16 protein-coding genes are annotated in these 14,389 nt (G+C 71.5%); 6 read left to right on the top strand and 10 right to left on the bottom strand.

Translation table 11 applies throughout. From position 1 onward, the window contains the following. Positions 1 to 15: 15 nt before the first annotated feature. The 4 genes from ABEA62_RS03990 to ABEA62_RS03975 all read right to left on the bottom strand — a co-directional run bounded on the left by ABEA62_RS03990 (position 16) and on the right by ABEA62_RS03975 (position 3,384). The gene (locus ABEA62_RS03990; protein ID WP_286214641.1) at positions 16 to 765 is read right to left on the bottom strand and encodes an ABC transporter permease; all 750 of its coding nucleotides are present in this window, start codon (positions 763 to 765) and stop codon (positions 16 to 18) included. Continuing rightward, complete coding sequence (locus tag ABEA62_RS03985; RefSeq protein ID WP_286214642.1) at positions 762 to 1,493, bottom strand: ABC transporter ATP-binding protein; 732 nt, start codon at positions 1,491 to 1,493, stop codon at positions 762 to 764. Before ABEA62_RS03985 ends, ABEA62_RS03990 begins: the two co-directional genes overlap by 4 nt. 32 nt (positions 1,494 to 1,525) lie before the next feature. Then, the gene (locus ABEA62_RS03980; protein WP_286214643.1) at positions 1,526 to 2,056 is read right to left on the bottom strand and encodes a TetR/AcrR family transcriptional regulator; all 531 of its coding nucleotides are present in this window, start codon (positions 2,054 to 2,056) and stop codon (positions 1,526 to 1,528) included. A 65-nt stretch (positions 2,057 to 2,121) separates the two neighbouring features. After that, positions 2,122 to 3,384, bottom strand: a complete 1,263-nt coding sequence (locus ABEA62_RS03975) for a hypothetical protein (protein ID WP_345378694.1) — start codon at positions 3,382 to 3,384, stop codon at positions 2,122 to 2,124. A 60-nt stretch (positions 3,385 to 3,444) separates the two neighbouring features. Here ABEA62_RS03975 and radA point away from each other — a divergent pair, with 60 nt between their 5' ends. Continuing rightward, the gene (gene radA, locus ABEA62_RS03970) at positions 3,445 to 4,818 is read left to right on the top strand and encodes a DNA repair protein RadA (protein ID WP_286214646.1); all 1,374 of its coding nucleotides are present in this window, start codon (positions 3,445 to 3,447) and stop codon (positions 4,816 to 4,818) included. Positions 4,819 to 4,901: 83 nt separating this feature from the next. On the opposite strand, the gene ABEA62_RS03965 is transcribed toward radA, so the two are convergent. Continuing rightward, complete coding sequence (locus ABEA62_RS03965; protein WP_286214647.1) at positions 4,902 to 5,501, bottom strand: hypothetical protein; 600 nt, start codon at positions 5,499 to 5,501, stop codon at positions 4,902 to 4,904. A gap of 55 nt (positions 5,502 to 5,556) precedes the next feature. Between ABEA62_RS03965 and ABEA62_RS03960 the strand changes: the two genes are divergently transcribed. Continuing rightward, the gene (locus ABEA62_RS03960; protein ID WP_345378691.1) at positions 5,557 to 6,471 is read left to right on the top strand and encodes an HhH-GPD family protein; all 915 of its coding nucleotides are present in this window, start codon (positions 5,557 to 5,559) and stop codon (positions 6,469 to 6,471) included. Positions 6,472 to 6,486: 15 nt separating this feature from the next. Here ABEA62_RS03960 and ABEA62_RS03955 read toward each other — a convergent pair whose 3' ends face one another. Both ABEA62_RS03955 and ABEA62_RS03950 read right to left on the bottom strand, forming a co-directional pair. Next, positions 6,487 to 7,500 carry an aldo/keto reductase gene (locus ABEA62_RS03955; RefSeq protein WP_345378689.1) on the bottom strand — a complete coding sequence of 338 codons (1,014 nt, stop codon included), beginning with the start codon at positions 7,498 to 7,500 and terminating at the stop codon, positions 6,487 to 6,489. 103 nt (positions 7,501 to 7,603) lie between these two features. Then, positions 7,604 to 10,126, bottom strand: a complete 2,523-nt coding sequence (locus ABEA62_RS03950) for an ATP-dependent Clp protease ATP-binding subunit (RefSeq protein ID WP_345378687.1) — start codon at positions 10,124 to 10,126, stop codon at positions 7,604 to 7,606. A gap of 248 nt (positions 10,127 to 10,374) precedes the next feature. Between ABEA62_RS03950 and ABEA62_RS03945 the strand changes: the two genes are divergently transcribed. From ABEA62_RS03945 to ABEA62_RS03930, 4 genes are all read left to right on the top strand, one after another. Further along, positions 10,375 to 10,983 (top strand): hypothetical protein, encoded by a 609-nt coding sequence (locus ABEA62_RS03945; RefSeq protein ID WP_286214648.1) that lies wholly within the window; start codon positions 10,375 to 10,377, stop codon positions 10,981 to 10,983. Continuing rightward, positions 10,980 to 11,213 (top strand): helix-turn-helix domain-containing protein, encoded by a 234-nt coding sequence (locus ABEA62_RS03940; protein ID WP_286214649.1) that lies wholly within the window; start codon positions 10,980 to 10,982, stop codon positions 11,211 to 11,213. The genes ABEA62_RS03945 and ABEA62_RS03940 overlap by 4 nt, the downstream gene beginning before the upstream one ends. Before the next feature lie 145 nt (positions 11,214 to 11,358). Continuing rightward, positions 11,359 to 12,306, top strand: a complete 948-nt coding sequence (locus ABEA62_RS03935) for an ABC transporter ATP-binding protein (protein WP_345378684.1) — start codon at positions 11,359 to 11,361, stop codon at positions 12,304 to 12,306. Further along, positions 12,303 to 13,136, top strand: a complete 834-nt coding sequence (locus tag ABEA62_RS03930) for an ABC transporter permease (RefSeq protein ID WP_286214652.1) — start codon at positions 12,303 to 12,305, stop codon at positions 13,134 to 13,136. The genes ABEA62_RS03935 and ABEA62_RS03930 overlap by 4 nt, the downstream gene beginning before the upstream one ends. A 16-nt stretch (positions 13,137 to 13,152) precedes the next feature. On the opposite strand, the gene dtd is transcribed toward ABEA62_RS03930, so the two are convergent. The 3 genes from dtd to ABEA62_RS03915 are packed head-to-tail and all read right to left on the bottom strand — an operon-like array spanning position 13,153 to position 14,389. Beyond that, positions 13,153 to 13,578 (bottom strand): D-aminoacyl-tRNA deacylase, encoded by a 426-nt coding sequence (gene dtd, locus ABEA62_RS03925; protein WP_286214653.1) that lies wholly within the window; start codon positions 13,576 to 13,578, stop codon positions 13,153 to 13,155. Further along, positions 13,579 to 13,923: a DUF2516 family protein gene (locus ABEA62_RS03920; RefSeq protein WP_286214655.1), complete on the bottom strand. Its 345-nt coding sequence runs from the start codon at positions 13,921 to 13,923 to the stop codon at positions 13,579 to 13,581. It abuts the gene before it with no gap. A gap of 34 nt (positions 13,924 to 13,957) precedes the next feature. Beyond that, positions 13,958 to 14,389, bottom strand: a complete 432-nt coding sequence (locus ABEA62_RS03915) for a type II toxin-antitoxin system VapC family toxin (RefSeq protein WP_345378679.1) — start codon at positions 14,387 to 14,389, stop codon at positions 13,958 to 13,960.

Raw genomic sequence — 14,389 nt, 5'->3', positions numbered from 1 at the left:
CGGCGGGTGGGGGCGTCACGCCGTCCGGCGCCGCAGCGTCACCACCCCGAGCGCGAGGGCGCCCGCGATGAAGGCCGCCAGGATGGCCACCTCGGGCCAGATGCCCGCGGTATCTCCTGCGACCAGGTCGTTGATCGCGTCGATCGAGTAGCTCATGGGCAGGGCGTTGGAGATGAGCTCGAGCGCGCGCGGCATCTCCTCGCGCGGCATGAAGAGCCCCGGGATGAGGAGCTGGGGCAGCAGCACCGCTGGCATCATCTGCACGGCCTGGAACTCGGTGCGCGCGAGCGACGAGGCCGCGAGGCCGAGCGCGGTGCCCAGCAGCGCATCGAGCACGATGACGAGCACGAGCGCGCTCGTGGCGCCCGCGATCTCAAGGTCGAGCGCGTACACCGTGAAGACGACCAACAGCGTGCCCTGGACGATCGCGACGAGTCCGAAGGCGCTCGCGTATCCGAGCACGACATCGCTGCGGCGCAGCGGCGAGGCCATGAGACGCTCCATCGTGCCGGACGTGCGCTCCCGCAGCGTGGATACCGACGTGATGATGAACATGAGGATCATGGGAAACAGCCCCATGAGGCGCGCGCCGAGCGGGTCGAAAAGCGGCTGGCCGGTCGCGGGATCCGGAGTGTCGCCGAACATCCACCACAGCAGCGTGAGCAGGAGCATCGGCACGACGATCAGCAGCGCGACGGTGCGGTGGTCGCGGCGCAGTTGCTGCAGGATGCGGCGCGCGGTGGTCGCGGTGAGCCGGGGGTTCACGACGCCCTCCGGGTGGCGAGGGCGAGGAAGGCCGCCTCGGCATCGTCCGTTCCCGTGCTCGCGAGGATGTGGGCGAGCGTGCCGTCCGCGAGGATTTTCCCGTCCCTGATGAAGACCAGCCGGTCGCAGCGCACGGCCTCGTCCATGACGTGGCTCGACACCAGGATGGTGGTGCCCGCGTGCGCGAATCGCCTCAACAGCGCCCACAGCTCGTTGCGGATCGCGGGATCGAGCCCCACGGTCGGCTCGTCGAGGATGAGAACCTCGGGGCGTCCCACGAGGGCCGCGGCGAGCGAGGCGCGTGTGAGCTGGCCCCCGGACAGCGTGCCCGCGAGTTGGTCGGTCTGATCCGCGAGGCCCACCGCGTGGATCGTGTGGGTGACCGTCTCAGGCGGCGCGTCGACGAGCGACGCGAAGTACGCGACGTTCTCGCGCACCGTGAGGTCGGGATAGATCGATGGCGCCTGGGTCACGTAGCCGACGAGCGCGCGGACCGGGGCGCTGCCCGCCGCGTGGCCCGCGACGGTCACGGTGCCGCCCTGCGTGATCTGCGCGCCCACGATCGCGCGGATCAGCGTGGACTTGCCGGCGCCCGAGGGCCCCAGCAGGCCGACGATCGACCCACGGGGGATCTCGAGGCTGAGGTCGTGAAGGACTTCCCTGCCGCCGCGCACCACGCGCAGGCGGTCGACCACGATGACGGGCGCCTCGGCGCTCTTATTCTCCATTTGATGAATCATGCGCCCGGCCGGGCGCGCTGTCAACCGGAGAGGTCCCCGTCGAGGTAGCGCTGGAGCGTGGGGGCGTACAGGGCGGAGAGCGTGTCGCGGCTCGCGGTGGCCAGCGGCGGCACCTCGAGCACGTAGCGTCCGAGTGCGAGTCCGGTGAGCTGTGTCGCGCACGCCGCGGCGCGCTCGGGTGCGCGGTCCTCGCGCACGAGCCGCAGGACCAGGTCTCGCATCATGACCCCCGCCATGGCCGCGCCCACCTCATGGGTCGACACCGCCGACGCGAGGACCGCGCGCATGCGCGCGCCCGTGACGGGGTCCTCCCACAGGTCGAGGGCGAGCCGGAGCAGGCCGTCGCCCAGGCGTTCTCGGGGAAGCGCGAGGAGCGCGACCACGCGCTCGTCATTCTCGGCGAGCGGCCTCATCACCTCGACGAAGAGGTCCGACTTGGCGGGGAAGTAGTGGCGCACGAGGGCGGGGTCGACGCCCGCGGTGCGGGCGATCTCGCGCACGGACGATGCCGCGTAGCCCTTCTCTCCGAAGACCCGGGTGGCGGCGGCCACGATGTCTCCGCGCGTGTCTGAGTCACCTCCGCGCGGACCGCGGCTGCGCGCCCTCTCCTGCGGGGTCATAGGCCGAGCGCGGCGACCAGCGCGAGCGCGGCATCGGACGGGCCGACCGCCTCGAAGTAGGCGGCGTCGTGCGTCCACATCACGCGCGTCTGGCCGTCTCCCGTGCGCTCGGCGCGCTCGCCCACGACCGTGCCCGCGACGACCGCCTCGGCGAGCTCGGCGTCCGGGCCGGCCTCACGGACCAGGGCGTCGTGAGCGTCGGCGGCGTGATAGAGCTGGCGCGCCTCGAGCGTGACCTCCGAGGCTCCGTCGCTGTACGTGAGCGTGTGGTGTTCCGCGACGCGGCCGGGCAGGGCATCGTCAAGCAGCGGATCGTTGGTCACGACCGCCACGAGGGCCCATGTGCCGGCCGTGGTCGGCAGCGCCGCAAGGAACGCGGTCGGGTCCTCGGGGGTGATGGGCTCGACCGCCGTGCCGGCGGGCGCCGAGATGACGCGCTGTTCCGGCAGCGTGATCGCCTCGGGGCGCAGCACCCCCCACCACAGCGCGGTCGCGATCCCTCCCAGGATCAGCAGCCCGATGACGATGAGCGGCCACGCGCGTCCTGGCCTGCGTCCGGGGACGGGTCCCTCGCCGCGCCCGCCGGAGCCGGAGTCGCCGCCAGCGGCCTGCGTCGTCGGCTCGTCGGGCGGGGGGGACGATGCCGCGGTCGCCCGGCGCGAGGGCGACGCCGCCGGCGATGCCGCGGGGGCATCGTCCGTTCCCCCCATCACCGGGGCGAACGCGGTGGGCACGACGCGCGGGCGGTACAGCGGCGCGTCCCCGCTCGGCAGGCGCGTGATGGTCGGGGCCTCGGCGGCCGGTCGGGCGGTGGCGAACGTGGGCACAAAGGCGGGTGCGTCGTCCTCGAGAGCGAAACCAAGATGCGCGGCCGTGGCCAGATCTGACGCGTCTCTTGACGCGACGCGTGGCACGCCGCCGAGCGGAGTGGGGGCGCCTGCCGCCGACAGCGCCGCGTTGGTCGCCGCCGCCGCGCCCAGCCGGTCGAACGGGCGCAGGGGTGCGCTCGGGGTCGCGGGGGCCGCATCGTGGGAGGCGGCCTCGAAGGGCGAGCGTGGCTCGGGCAGCACCTCGTGTGCGGGGGGACCGGGGTTGGGGGCGGTGAGGTCGTCGTCCACGTCGATCTCGATGGGCTCGGGTCGCGGCTCGGCCCGGTGTGCGCGCGGCGCCGCCGGCTTGGAGGGCGCCACCGCCTCGCGGGGCGCGCCCAGGGAGGGAGAGTGCTCGGATGTCGCGTCGCCCGCTTGCTCGGCCGTCATGGGGTCAGCCTAGGGGCGGCGTCCGACGGCGGTGTCTGACCACGCCGGTAGCGTGAGCGCATGGCCGCCACCACCCGCAAGACATCGCCCGGATACCGCTGCACCGAGTGCGGCTGGACCGCGGTGAAGTGGGTCGGTCGGTGCGGCGAGTGCCAGGCATGGGGGACCGTGATGGAGGCGGGCGCGGCCCCCGCGGGTCCCGCGACCAAGGCGACCTCGGTCACCACGCCCGCGACGCCCCTGCCCGACGTGTCGGCGGCCGCGGCCTCGCGCTCCGCCACGGGGGTCGGGGAGTTCGACCGTGTCCTGGGCGGCGGACTCGTGCCGGGCGCGGTGATCCTGCTCGCGGGCGAGCCGGGCGTGGGCAAGTCCACGCTCCTCCTCGACGTCGCGGCGCGCACCGCCCGCGCGGGCGGGCGCGTCCTCTACGTGACCGGTGAGGAGAGCGCGGGTCAGGTGCGCCTGCGGGCCGAGCGGATCGGGGCCCTCGAGCAGGAGGTGCTACTCGCCGCCGAGACGGACCTGGGGGCCGTCCTCGCTCATCTCGACCATGCCGAGCCCACGCTCGTCATGATCGACTCGATCCAGACCATCGCCTCGGCGCAGATCGAGGGCACCCCCGGCGGCGTGGGCCAGGTGCGCGAGGTGTCGAGCGCGCTCATTCAGGCCGCCAAGACCCGTGGTCTGCCCATGGTTCTCGTGGGACACGTGACCAAGGACGGCTCGGTCGCCGGGCCCAGGATCGTCGAGCACCTGGTCGACGTCGTGTGCCACTTCGAGGGCGATCAGCACAGCCCGCTGCGGCTGCTGCGCGCGCTCAAGAACCGATTCGGCTCGGTCGACGAGGTCGGCTGCTTCCAGCTGGTCGACACGGGAATCGAGTCCGTGTCGGACCCCTCGGGGCTGTTCCTGTCGCGCGAGGCGGAGTCCGTGCCGGGCACGTGCCCCACGATCACGATCGACGGCAAGCGCCCGTTGCCCGCGGAGATCCAGGCCCTCGTCGCGCCCAGCGCCCTCGCGAATCCTCGCCGCGCGACCTCGGGTGTCGACGGCCCCAGGGTGGCGATGCTTCTCGCGGTCCTTCACCGCCGCGTGGGGCTCGCTGTCGCGGCGGACGACGTCTACGTCTCGACGGTCGGCGGCGCGCGCGTCACCGAGCCCGCGGCGGACGTGGCGCTCGCGCTCGCGCTCGCCTCGGCTCGCGCGGATGTGCCCGTGCGATCGAACTGGGCCGCGGTCGGCGAGGTGGCGCTATCGGGCGCGGTGCGACCCGTCTCCGCCACGGCTCAGCGCGTCGCGGAGGCCGCGCGGCTCGGCTTCACGGATGTCATCGTGCCCGCCTCGACGGAGACCGGCCGCCTGCCCGCCGGCGTGCGCGTGCATCCGGTCACCTCGGTCGCACAGGCCGTCGCCCTCGCGCTTCCGCGCGACTGATAGCTGGTGCTTCCGCGCGACTGAGAACTCGTGCTGCCGCGCGACTATCGGTCGGGCCGCGCCCGGGCGGCCCGGGCATCGTTCTACTGCAGATCGAAGCGTGCCGCCTCGGCCGCCACCCCCGCGAGCGTGAGCTCCGCACGGTACGTGCCGGCGCGCGGAGCGGCATCCACCGTTGCGCATCCCTCCGCGGACCGGATGCCGGGCCACGCGACCGTGGCGTCCTGAGTGTCGCCCGGCTGGAGGAGCCACTCGGCGTCGAGGAGCGAGGCCTCGGCGGGACAGTCTCCCGACGACCAGATGCGGTCCTCTCCCGACGTGATGAGGAGGGTGGTGGCGTCGCCCGTCGCGTCGAGCACGCACGGCGCGGTGCCCGTGTTCTCGACGGTGACGTCGAAGCGCGCGGGGCTGCCGGCGGCGACCGTCGCGGGGTTCGCGGCGACGGTGACGGCGAGGCCGTCCTCCGCACACGCGACCGTCGCCGTCGACGCGGCGGCGGAGTTCGTGGGCGAGGCCGTGGGCGACGGGGACGCGCCGGGCTGCGGGTCACCCGCCGATCCGAGTGCGCGCGTGATGAGCCACACGACGATCACGACGGCAGCGAACGCGAGGAGCACCACGGCACGTCGACCCCAGTAGACCGCGGCGGGCTGGTCGCCCACCGGCCTGAGGAACCCGTTCATCGTGCCTCCTTGTCGCCTCCACGGTAGGCGCGCCGTCGCTGGGATGATGGACGGCATGCCGACCGCCGCTCAGAATCTCGCGAGTGCCGATCCCGCGACGGACACTGCCCGGGTCGCCGCGGTCCGCGAGTGGTTCCGTGACGCCGGCCGCGACCTGCCGTGGCGCGGGGGCACCACGCCCTGGGGTGTGCTGGTCAGCGAGATCATGCTGCAGCAGACTCCGGTGGTGCGCGTCGAGCCCGTATGGCGCGAGTGGATGGCCCGCTGGCCCACTCCCGGCGACCTCGCGGCGGCCTCACAGGCCGATGCCGTGCGCGCGTGGGGGCGGCTGGGATACCCGCGCCGCGCCAAGCGGCTGTGGGAGTGCGCGGCCGCGATCGCCGAGCGTCACGGCGGGCAGGTGCCGTCCGACCCGGTCGCGTTGCGCGACCTGCCAGGGGTCGGGGACTACACCGCGGGCGCGGTGATGGCATTCGCCTTTGGTCGCCGGGCGCTGGTGCTCGACACCAACGTGCGGCGCGTCATCGGGCGGGCGTGGCGCGGCGAGGCACTCCCTCCCGCTCATCAGACCGCCGCCGAACGCACGCATGCGGCGGCGCTCGTGCCCGAGGGCGACGCGGCCGCGGCGGAGTGGGCGGCCGCATCCATGGAACTGGGCGCGCTCGTGTGCACGGCGCGCGTCGCGCGGTGCGACGAGTGCCCGCTCGCGCGGTCGTGCGCGTGGCTCGCCGCGGGCCGCCCCGGACTCGCCGAGGCGCCTCGCCGCACCCAGCCGTGGCACGGCACCGACCGCCAGGTCAGGGGGAGGATCCTCGCCCTCTTGCGGGTGGCATCGTCCCCCGTCAACGTCACCGGACACGCCACGCTCGAGGACGTCGAACCGGGTCAGCTCGACCGCTGCCTCGAGGGGCTTGTCGCGGACGGGCTGGTGCGAGCCGTGTCGAGCGAGCGGGGCACGTACGAGCTGTGACCCCGCCCGCGCGGCCTACGCGTGGTGCGTGCCGTGCACCGCGTGCGGCTCGATGGCGGCGAGCTCGGCATCCGTGAGCTCGGGGAAGGAGAGCGCCTCGACGTTGGCTCGCAGCTGCGCCACCGAGCTCGCGCCCACGAGGGCCGAGGTCACGCGGCCCTGGCGCAGCACCCACTGCAGCGCGAGCTGAGCGAGGGTCTGGCCGCGGCCGAGAGCGATCTCGTTGAGCGCGCGCGTGCGCTCGATGTAGGTCTCGGAGATCTGCTTCTCGCTGAGGAACTGCGAGTGTGTGATGCGCGAGCCCTCGGGGACACCGCCCAGATAGCGGTCGGTCAGCATGCCCTGCGCGAGCGGCGAGAACACGATCGAGCCGGCGCCGACCTCGTCGAGCGCGTCCAGCAGCCCGTCCTCGGGGGTGCGCTCGTACATCGAGTACTTGAACTGGTGGATGAGCAGCGGCGTGCCCAGGTCCCGCAGGATCGCCGCGGCGGTGCGAGTGTCCTCGGGGCCGTAGTTCGAGATGCCGGCGTACAGGGCCTTGCCGGAGCGCACCGCCTGGTCGAGGGCCATCATCGACTCCTCGATGGGAGTGTCGGGGTCGGGGCGGTGGTGGTAGAACACGTCCACGTAGTCGACGCCCATGCGTGCGAGCGACTGGTCGAGGCTCGCGAGCAGGCTCTTGCGCGAGCCCCACTCCCCGTAGGGTCCTGGCCACATGTGATAGCCGGCCTTGGTGCTCAGGATGAGCTCGTCGCGATACGGCCTGAGGTCGCGCGCGAGGACGCCGCCAAAGTTCGACTCGGCGCTGCCGGGGGGCGGTCCGTAGTTGTTCGCGAGGTCGATGTGCGTGATGCCCAGGTCGAAGGCCGCGAGCAGGATCTCGCGTTGCGTGTCGAGCGGGTGCAGTCCGCCGAAGTTGTGCCACAGGCCCAGGCTCACGGCGGGCAGCCGCAGGCCCGAGCGTCCGGAGCGGCGATACGGCATGGTCTCGTAGCGGGCATCGGCGGCCACATACGGGTCCTGTGTCATGGGGTTCAGCCTACGGTCGCCCGTCTCCCCGCACGGCACGAGGCCCGCCTCTCCCTGGGGAGAGACGGGCCTCGGTGAAGCCGAGCCGTGCGGCCGGTGCCGGCTACTCCTGCGTCGAGGAGTTGGTCGCGACCTCGGGGTCCGTGCCGAGCGGCTCGCCCACGACGGCGTCGCGGTCGATGCCCTCGAACGTGAACTCCGCAAGCACGCCCTCGCCCTGGACGTCGACGCGGATGATCTGGCCCGCGACGACCTCGCCGAAGAGGATCTTCTCGCTCAGCGGGTCCTCGATCTCGCGCTGGAGTGCGCGGCGCAGCGGTCGCGCACCCAGGACGGGGTCGTAGCCCTTCTCCGCGAGCAACTGCTTCGCGGCGGTGGTGAGCTCGATGCCCATGTCCTTGTCCTTCATGCGCTCGTCGAGGCGGGCGACCATGAGGTCGACGATCTGGATGATCTCGAGCTGCGTGAGCTGCGGGAAGACCACCACGTTGTCGACGCGGTTGAGGAACTCGGGCTTGAAGTGCTCCTTGAGCTTCGAGTTGACCAGCTTCACCATGTCCTCGTAGGTGTGGCCGCCCTCGCGGATCGCGGAGAATCCGGTGGCCTGGCGGCGCGAGATCGCGTCCGCACCCAGGTTGGTGGTCATGATGATGATGGTGTTCTTGAAGTTGACCTCGCGGCCCTGAGCATCCGTGAGCTTGCCGTCCTCGAGGATCTGGAGCAGCGAGTTGAAGATGTCGGGGTGGGCCTTCTCGACCTCGTCGAAGAGCACCACGGAGAACGGCTTGCGGCGCACCTTCTCGGTGAGCTGGCCACCCTCCTCGAAGCCCACGTAGCCGGGGGGCGCTCCGAAGAGTCGCGCGACCGTGTGCTTCTCGCCGTACTCGGACATGTCGAGCGAGATGAGCGCGTCCTCGTCCCCAAAGAGGAACTCGGCGAGCGCCTTGGCGAGCTCGGTCTTTCCCACACCGGTCGGGCCGGCGAAGATGAACGAGCCGCCCGGACGCTTGGGGTCCTTGAGGCCCGCACGCGTGCGGCGGATCGACTGCGCGAGCACCTTGATGGCCTGCTCCTGGCCGATGATCCGCTTGTGAAGGTCGGACTCCATCGACAGCAGTCGCGAGGACTCGTCGGAGGACACGCGCGTGACGGGCACGCCGGTGGACATCGACAGCACCTCGGCGATCAGGTCCTCGTCCACGACGGCGGCGACGTCGAGGTCGCCCGACTTCCAGGCCTCCTCCTTGCGCGAGCGCTCCTCCGAGAGGCGGCGCTCGACGTCACGCAGCGACGCGGCCTTCTCGAAGTCCTGCTCGTCGATCGCCGACTCCTTGTCGCGACGCACGTTCGCGATCTTGTCGTCGAGATCGCGCAGCTCGGGCGGCGAGGTCATGCGGCGGATGCGCAGTCGCGCGCCCGCCTCGTCGATGAGGTCGATCGCCTTGTCCGGCAGGAAGCGGTCCGAGATGTAGCGGTCGGCCATCGTCGCGGCGGCGACGATCGCATCGTCCGTGATCGTGACGCGGTGGAACGCCTCGTAGCGGTCGCGGAGCCCCTTGAGGATCTCGATCGCGTGGCTGAGCTCCGGCTCCGGCACCTGGATGGGCTGGAAGCGGCGCTCGAGGGCGGGGTCCTTCTCGACGTGCTTGCGGTACTCGTCGAGCGTGGTCGCGCCGATGGTCTGCAGCTCGCCTCGCGCCAGCATGGGCTTGAGGATCGAGGCGGCATCGATCGCGCCCTCGGCGGCACCCGCACCCACGAGCGTGTGGATCTCGTCGATGAACAGGATGATGTCGCCGCGCGTGCGGATCTCCTTGAGCACCTTCTTGAGGCGCTCCTCGAAGTCACCGCGGTAGCGCGAGCCGGCCACGAGAGAGCCCAGGTCGAGCGTGTAGAGGTGCTTGTCCTTGAGCGTCTCGGGCACGTCGCCGCGCACGATCGCCTGCGCGAGTCCCTCGACCACGGCGGTCTTGCCGACGCCGGGCTCGCCGATCAGCACCGGGTTGTTCTTGGTGCGGCGGCTGAGGACCTGCATCACGCGCTCCATGATGAGCTCGCGGCCCACGACGGGGTCGAGCTTGCCCTCGCGCGCGGCCTGCGTGAAGTTGCGACCGAACTGGTCGAGCACGGTCGAGCCAGCGGGCTGACCCTCCTGAGGGCCGCCGCCGGACGTCACCGGCTCCTTGCCCTCGTAGCCCGACAGCAGCTGGATGACCTGCTGGCGCACTCCGCCCAGGTCCGCCCCGAGCTTGCCGAGCACCTGTGCCGCCACGCCCTCACCCTCGCGGATGAGGCCCAGCAGGATGTGCTCGGTGCCGATGTAGTTGTGGCCCAGCTGCAGCGCCTCGCGCAGGGACAGCTCGAGCACCTTCTTCGCGCGCGGCGTGAAGGGGATGTGGCCCGACGGGGCGTGCGAGCCCTCGCCGATGATCTCCTGAACCTGCTCGCGGACGCCGTTGAGGGAGATGTCCATCGCCTCGAGGGCCTTCGCGGCCACGCCTTCGCCCTCGCGCACCAGGCCGAGCAGGATGTGCTCGGTGCCGATGTAGTTGTGGTTGAGCATGCGCGCCTCTTCCTGCGCCAGCACGACCACGCGACGGGCTCGATCGGTGAACCGTTCGAACATGTCAGCCTCCCTTGTTTCGTCCGGCCGGAGCCGGGATCGCGGCGGATCGCCACCGCGGGTGTTTCCAGGCTAACCGCGGGCCCCCACCGCTCATGCCCGTGTTCGCCAGAGGCGTGAAGCGATTGCGAGGGGACGATGCGGGCGGTGGGCACGGCGCGGGTCGGGCCGAGGCGCAGGAGGGGGTTGACATATCGATGATCGATACATATCGTTTCTCGATAGCAACGACTATCGATAAGGAGCAGATCATGACCGATGCACGCGACCTTGACCGGCCCGACAGGGCAGGGATGTACCTCTCGATTGCTGTGGTCACGCTTGCGGCGGTGCTCGCCATCGTGACTGCCGTGCGCAGGCTCGTCGAGGTGGGGGACGGCACCAATGTGCCGGTGACCGTGCCACTCACCGGCGAAACCGCGGCACTGCCTCTTGGACCCGACGGCGCCGCGCTCGAGGCGACCGTCGAGACCGCGACGGTCATCGTGCCCGACCCTGCCCCGGCCACGCTCTTTGCCCTCTACGCCGAGCCGGTGTGGATCGCGCTCATGGTGGTCGCAGGAGTGGTCTTTGCCGCGATGTTCTTCCTGCGTCTCGCGCGCGGCCTCGCCTTTGAACGCGGCACGTCGCGGCTGGTGTACGTCGCCGCGGGCGTGCTCCTCGCGGGCTGGTTTGTGGGCTCGATCCTCACCAACATGACCGTGCATGGGGCACTCTCCGCGGTGAGCGACTACACGTATGACTCCGTCAGTTTCGAGGTGAGCCTGCTGCCCTTCTTCGTCTACCTCGTCGTCGGGGCGTTCGCGGCCGCGCTGCAGATCGGGGAGCGGCTCCAGCGGGACACCGAGGGGCTCGTGTGAGCCCGGCCGACGCGGAGCCCACCGGCATCCACTGCCGTCTCGACGAGCTGCTCGCGGACCGCGGCATGACGCTGACCGAACTCAGCGCGCGCGTGGGCGTCTCGGTGGTCAATCTCTCGGTGCTGAAGAACGACCGCGCGAGGGCGATCCGCTACTCGACGCTCGCCGCCATCTGCGACGTGCTGGACTGCGAGGTGGGGGAGCTGCTGATGAGAGCCCGTGAGGGGTAGCCGGGCGTGACCCCTTCGTCCCCCCGGCCGATGCCGGACCCCACCAATCAGGGAGGTACCTCATAGAGGGGGCAGGAAGGGCATCCCTACAGTCGAGATGGGCCGGCACGAGCGCGCGTCGACTCGAACGAAAGGAACCGCTCGCATGATCGAGGCGACCAACCTCAGCAAGAAGTTCGGCAGCACCACCGCCGTCGACCACGTCACGTTTGCCGTGCAGCCAGGCGTGGTGACCGGCTTCCTCGGGCCCAACGGCGCCGGGAAGTCGACCACGATGCGCATGATCCTCGGCCTCGACAGGCCGACCAGCGGACAGGTCACCGTCAACGGGCAGCCCTACGCGAAGCTCGTCACGCCGTTCAAGGAGATCGGCGCGCTGATCGACGCCAAGGGCGTCCACCCGCGCCGGTCGGCGCGATCCCACCTGCGCGCGATGGCCGCGACGCACGGCATCTCGGACCGCCGGGTCGATGAGGTGCTCGAGCTCACGGGCCTCACCGCGGTCGCCAAGAAGAAGGCGGGTGGCTACTCGCTCGGCATGGGCCAGCGACTCGGCATCGCGGGCGCGCTCCTCGGCGACCCGCGCATCGTCATGTTCGACGAGCCGGTCAACGGGCTCGACCCCGACGGCGTGCTGTGGGTGCGCCAGCTCGCGCGGCGCCTCGCGGACAACGGCCGCACAGTGTTCCTCTCGAGCCACCTCATGAGCGAGGTTCAGCAGACCGCCGACCACGTGATCGTGATCGGCCGCGGCAGGATCCTCGCGGACGCCTCGCTGCACGAGTTCATGGGCGCATACGCCCGCACCGGCGTGATCGTCACGTCGCCGGACGCGGCGCGCCTCGCCGAGCTCGTCACTCTCGAGGGCGGCCTTGTGACCCAGCTGGATCACCGCGAACGCGTCTCCGTCACGGGGCTCGATGCCCGTGACATCGGCCGCATCGCCCGCGACCACAGCCTCTGGCTCGCGGAGTTGCGCGACGAGAGCACGAGCCTCGAGGACGCGTACATGAGGCTCACCGCAGACCAGACCGACTACCGCGCGGGCGTCCCGGGGGAGACCGGCGCCGCACTCAAGGAGGCAGCGAAGTGACCACCGCATCCGCCACGACCGCACCCGCGCCTTCCGCCGCGGCGGTTGAGGTCATCGCACACCCCGCCGGCTACCGTCGCGCCGTCCGTTCCGAGTGGATCAAGGCGCGCAGCCTGCGGTCGACCTGGATCCTCGTCGCCTTTGCGCTCGCGGCGTTCGTCGGTGTTCCCACCCTCGTGGTCGCGAACGCCTCCGACGTGGGCTCCTCCTCGAGCGCGGAGGTGATGGGGGTGCTGTACTTCGGCCTCGACTTCGTGCTCCTGCTCGTCGCGGTGCTCGGCGCGCTGCTCACCACCTCCGAGTTCACCACGGGGATGGCGCGCAACACCTTCACGGCGACGCCCGGCCGCGGCACGGTGCTCGCCGCGAAGGCGACCATCGCGGGGCTGTTCGCGCTCGCGATCGGGATCGTCGGCCTTGCGACCGCGTGGGCCGTCAATGCGGGCGGCCTGGCCGACCTCGGGGTGTCCATCGACCTGGGCGACACCGCCACGATGCGCGCGCTGCTGGTCAACCAGCTCAGCATCGTCGTGTTCGCGATGCTCGCGGTCGCGCTCGGTGTCCTGTTGCGCAGTTCCGTCGGCGCGATCTTCACCATCGTCGCGATGCAGCTCATCCTTCCCGGCGTGCTGGCGATCGTGCCCAACACGATCGCGAACTGGGTGGGCGCGGTGCTCCCGTCCGCCGCGGCATCGGCGGCCGTCGCGACCGAGCCCCTCGCCGCGGGTCAGATCGGCCTGGACTCCGGGTGGGGCCTCGTGGTCCTGCTCGCGTGGGCGGTCGTGCCGATGGCCGGCGCGCTCGTGTCGCTGCGGGCGCGGGACATCTAGGCCCTTCCGCGGGGCGTCAGGCCTCGAGCAGGATCGTGATGGGGCCGTCGTTCACGAGCTCGACGTCCATGTGCGCGCCGAACACCCCGGTCCCGACGTCGAGGCCGCGCTCTCGTAGCGCGGCCACGACGGACTCGACCAGCGGCTCGGCCACGGGACCGGGGGCCGCGCCATTCCACGACGGCCTGCGTCCCTTGCGGGTGTCCGCGTAGAGCGTGAACTGGGACACGACGATGACGGGTGCCCCCACGTCCGCCACGGACCGCTCGTCCGTGAGGATGCGCAGCTCGGCGATCTTGCGCGCGATCGTCTGCACCTGCTCGGGGCCATCGCCGTGCGTGACCCCCACGAGTGCCACGATTCCCTGACGGGTGAACGATGCCGTCACCGTGCCGTCGACGGTCACGGAGGCGCGCGACGCGCGCTGCAGGACCGCCTTCACCTACCAGCCGCCGCGCTGCGCGTTGCCCGAGCCCCGCGTGGGTCCGAAGCCGCCCAGCTTGGGGCGCACGTCCACGAAGTACACGACCACGCCGACCACCGCTGCGATCCCGAGGAATCCGACGATGCCGCCGCCGGTGCCAATGGGCCACGGCATCGAGATGAAGGCGATCGCGCTCGCCACCGCGAGGATCGCGACCCATGCGGTCTTGGACCACTTGCCCGCCGCGGTGAAGGCGCCCTCGGGGCGACGCAGCGCGTCGATGAGCCCCCAGATCGCGCCCACGAGCGCCGCGGCCGAGATCGCGAAGATCACCATGCCCTGCAGGAATCCAAAGCCGAACACGTCATGCACCTCCGGTGTGGGGGGAAACCGGAACCTACGCTAACGCAGGGGGAAGCACCTGGAGCCCCTCGGCACGACCGGCGGTCGCGAGCCGGCGGTCCCATGCGACGAACACCGGCGAGGCGTCGGCGAATTCGAGAGCGCTCGCGAGGTGGAGCGCGTCTCCCGCTCGCAGCGGGCGGCGATCGCACAGGTCCGCGGCGCGCTCGGCGATGCGCGCGGTCACCTCGAGCTTGGCGATGCCGGGCCAGAGCTCGGCCCATCGCTCACGGGCCTGCGCGGCGGGGGCGGCGTCGATCCTGCCGATTCGCTCGGCCGAGGCCAACACCGAGCGCACCTCGGCGTCCGCGATGCGCGAGGTCACCAGCGCATCGGCGCCGCTCCACAGCGCGACCGCGAGATCGCTGCCCGTCTCGAGGACGCACAACTTGAGCAGCGCGGACGTGTCCAGATAGACGAGAGACAT

It is taken from the genome of Demequina sediminis (genome assembly GCF_039545075.1).
Classification (GTDB): Bacteria; Actinomycetota; Actinomycetes; order Actinomycetales; family Demequinaceae; genus Demequina; species Demequina sediminis.
Note: the sequence above shows the minus strand (reverse complement) of the source record. Positions and strands in the feature narration are given on the sequence as shown.

What these genes read in the sequence shown, in the direction of transcription:
- ABEA62_RS03985 (WP_286214642.1), bottom strand. Translation starts at nt 1,493, where the DNA reads ATGGAGAATAAGAGCGCCGAGGCGCCCGTCATCGTGGTCGACCGCCTG.
- ABEA62_RS03975 (WP_345378694.1), bottom strand. Translation starts at nt 3,384, where the DNA reads ATGACGGCCGAGCAAGCGGGCGACGCGACATCCGAGCACTCTCCCTCC.
- radA (WP_286214646.1), top strand. Translation starts at nt 3,445, where the DNA reads ATGGCCGCCACCACCCGCAAGACATCGCCCGGATACCGCTGCACCGAG.
- ABEA62_RS03965 (WP_286214647.1), bottom strand. Translation starts at nt 5,501, where the DNA reads ATGAACGGGTTCCTCAGGCCGGTGGGCGACCAGCCCGCCGCGGTCTAC.
- ABEA62_RS03960 (WP_345378691.1), top strand. Translation starts at nt 5,557, where the DNA reads ATGCCGACCGCCGCTCAGAATCTCGCGAGTGCCGATCCCGCGACGGAC.
- ABEA62_RS03955 (WP_345378689.1), bottom strand. Translation starts at nt 7,500, where the DNA reads ATGACACAGGACCCGTATGTGGCCGCCGATGCCCGCTACGAGACCATG.
- ABEA62_RS03950 (WP_345378687.1), bottom strand. Translation starts at nt 10,126, where the DNA reads ATGTTCGAACGGTTCACCGATCGAGCCCGTCGCGTGGTCGTGCTGGCG.
- ABEA62_RS03945 (WP_286214648.1), top strand. Translation starts at nt 10,375, where the DNA reads ATGACCGATGCACGCGACCTTGACCGGCCCGACAGGGCAGGGATGTAC.
- ABEA62_RS03935 (WP_345378684.1), top strand. Translation starts at nt 11,359, where the DNA reads ATGATCGAGGCGACCAACCTCAGCAAGAAGTTCGGCAGCACCACCGCC.
- ABEA62_RS03915 (WP_345378679.1), bottom strand. Translation starts at nt 14,389, where the DNA reads ATGTCTCTCGTCTATCTGGACACGTCCGCGCTGCTCAAGTTGTGCGTC.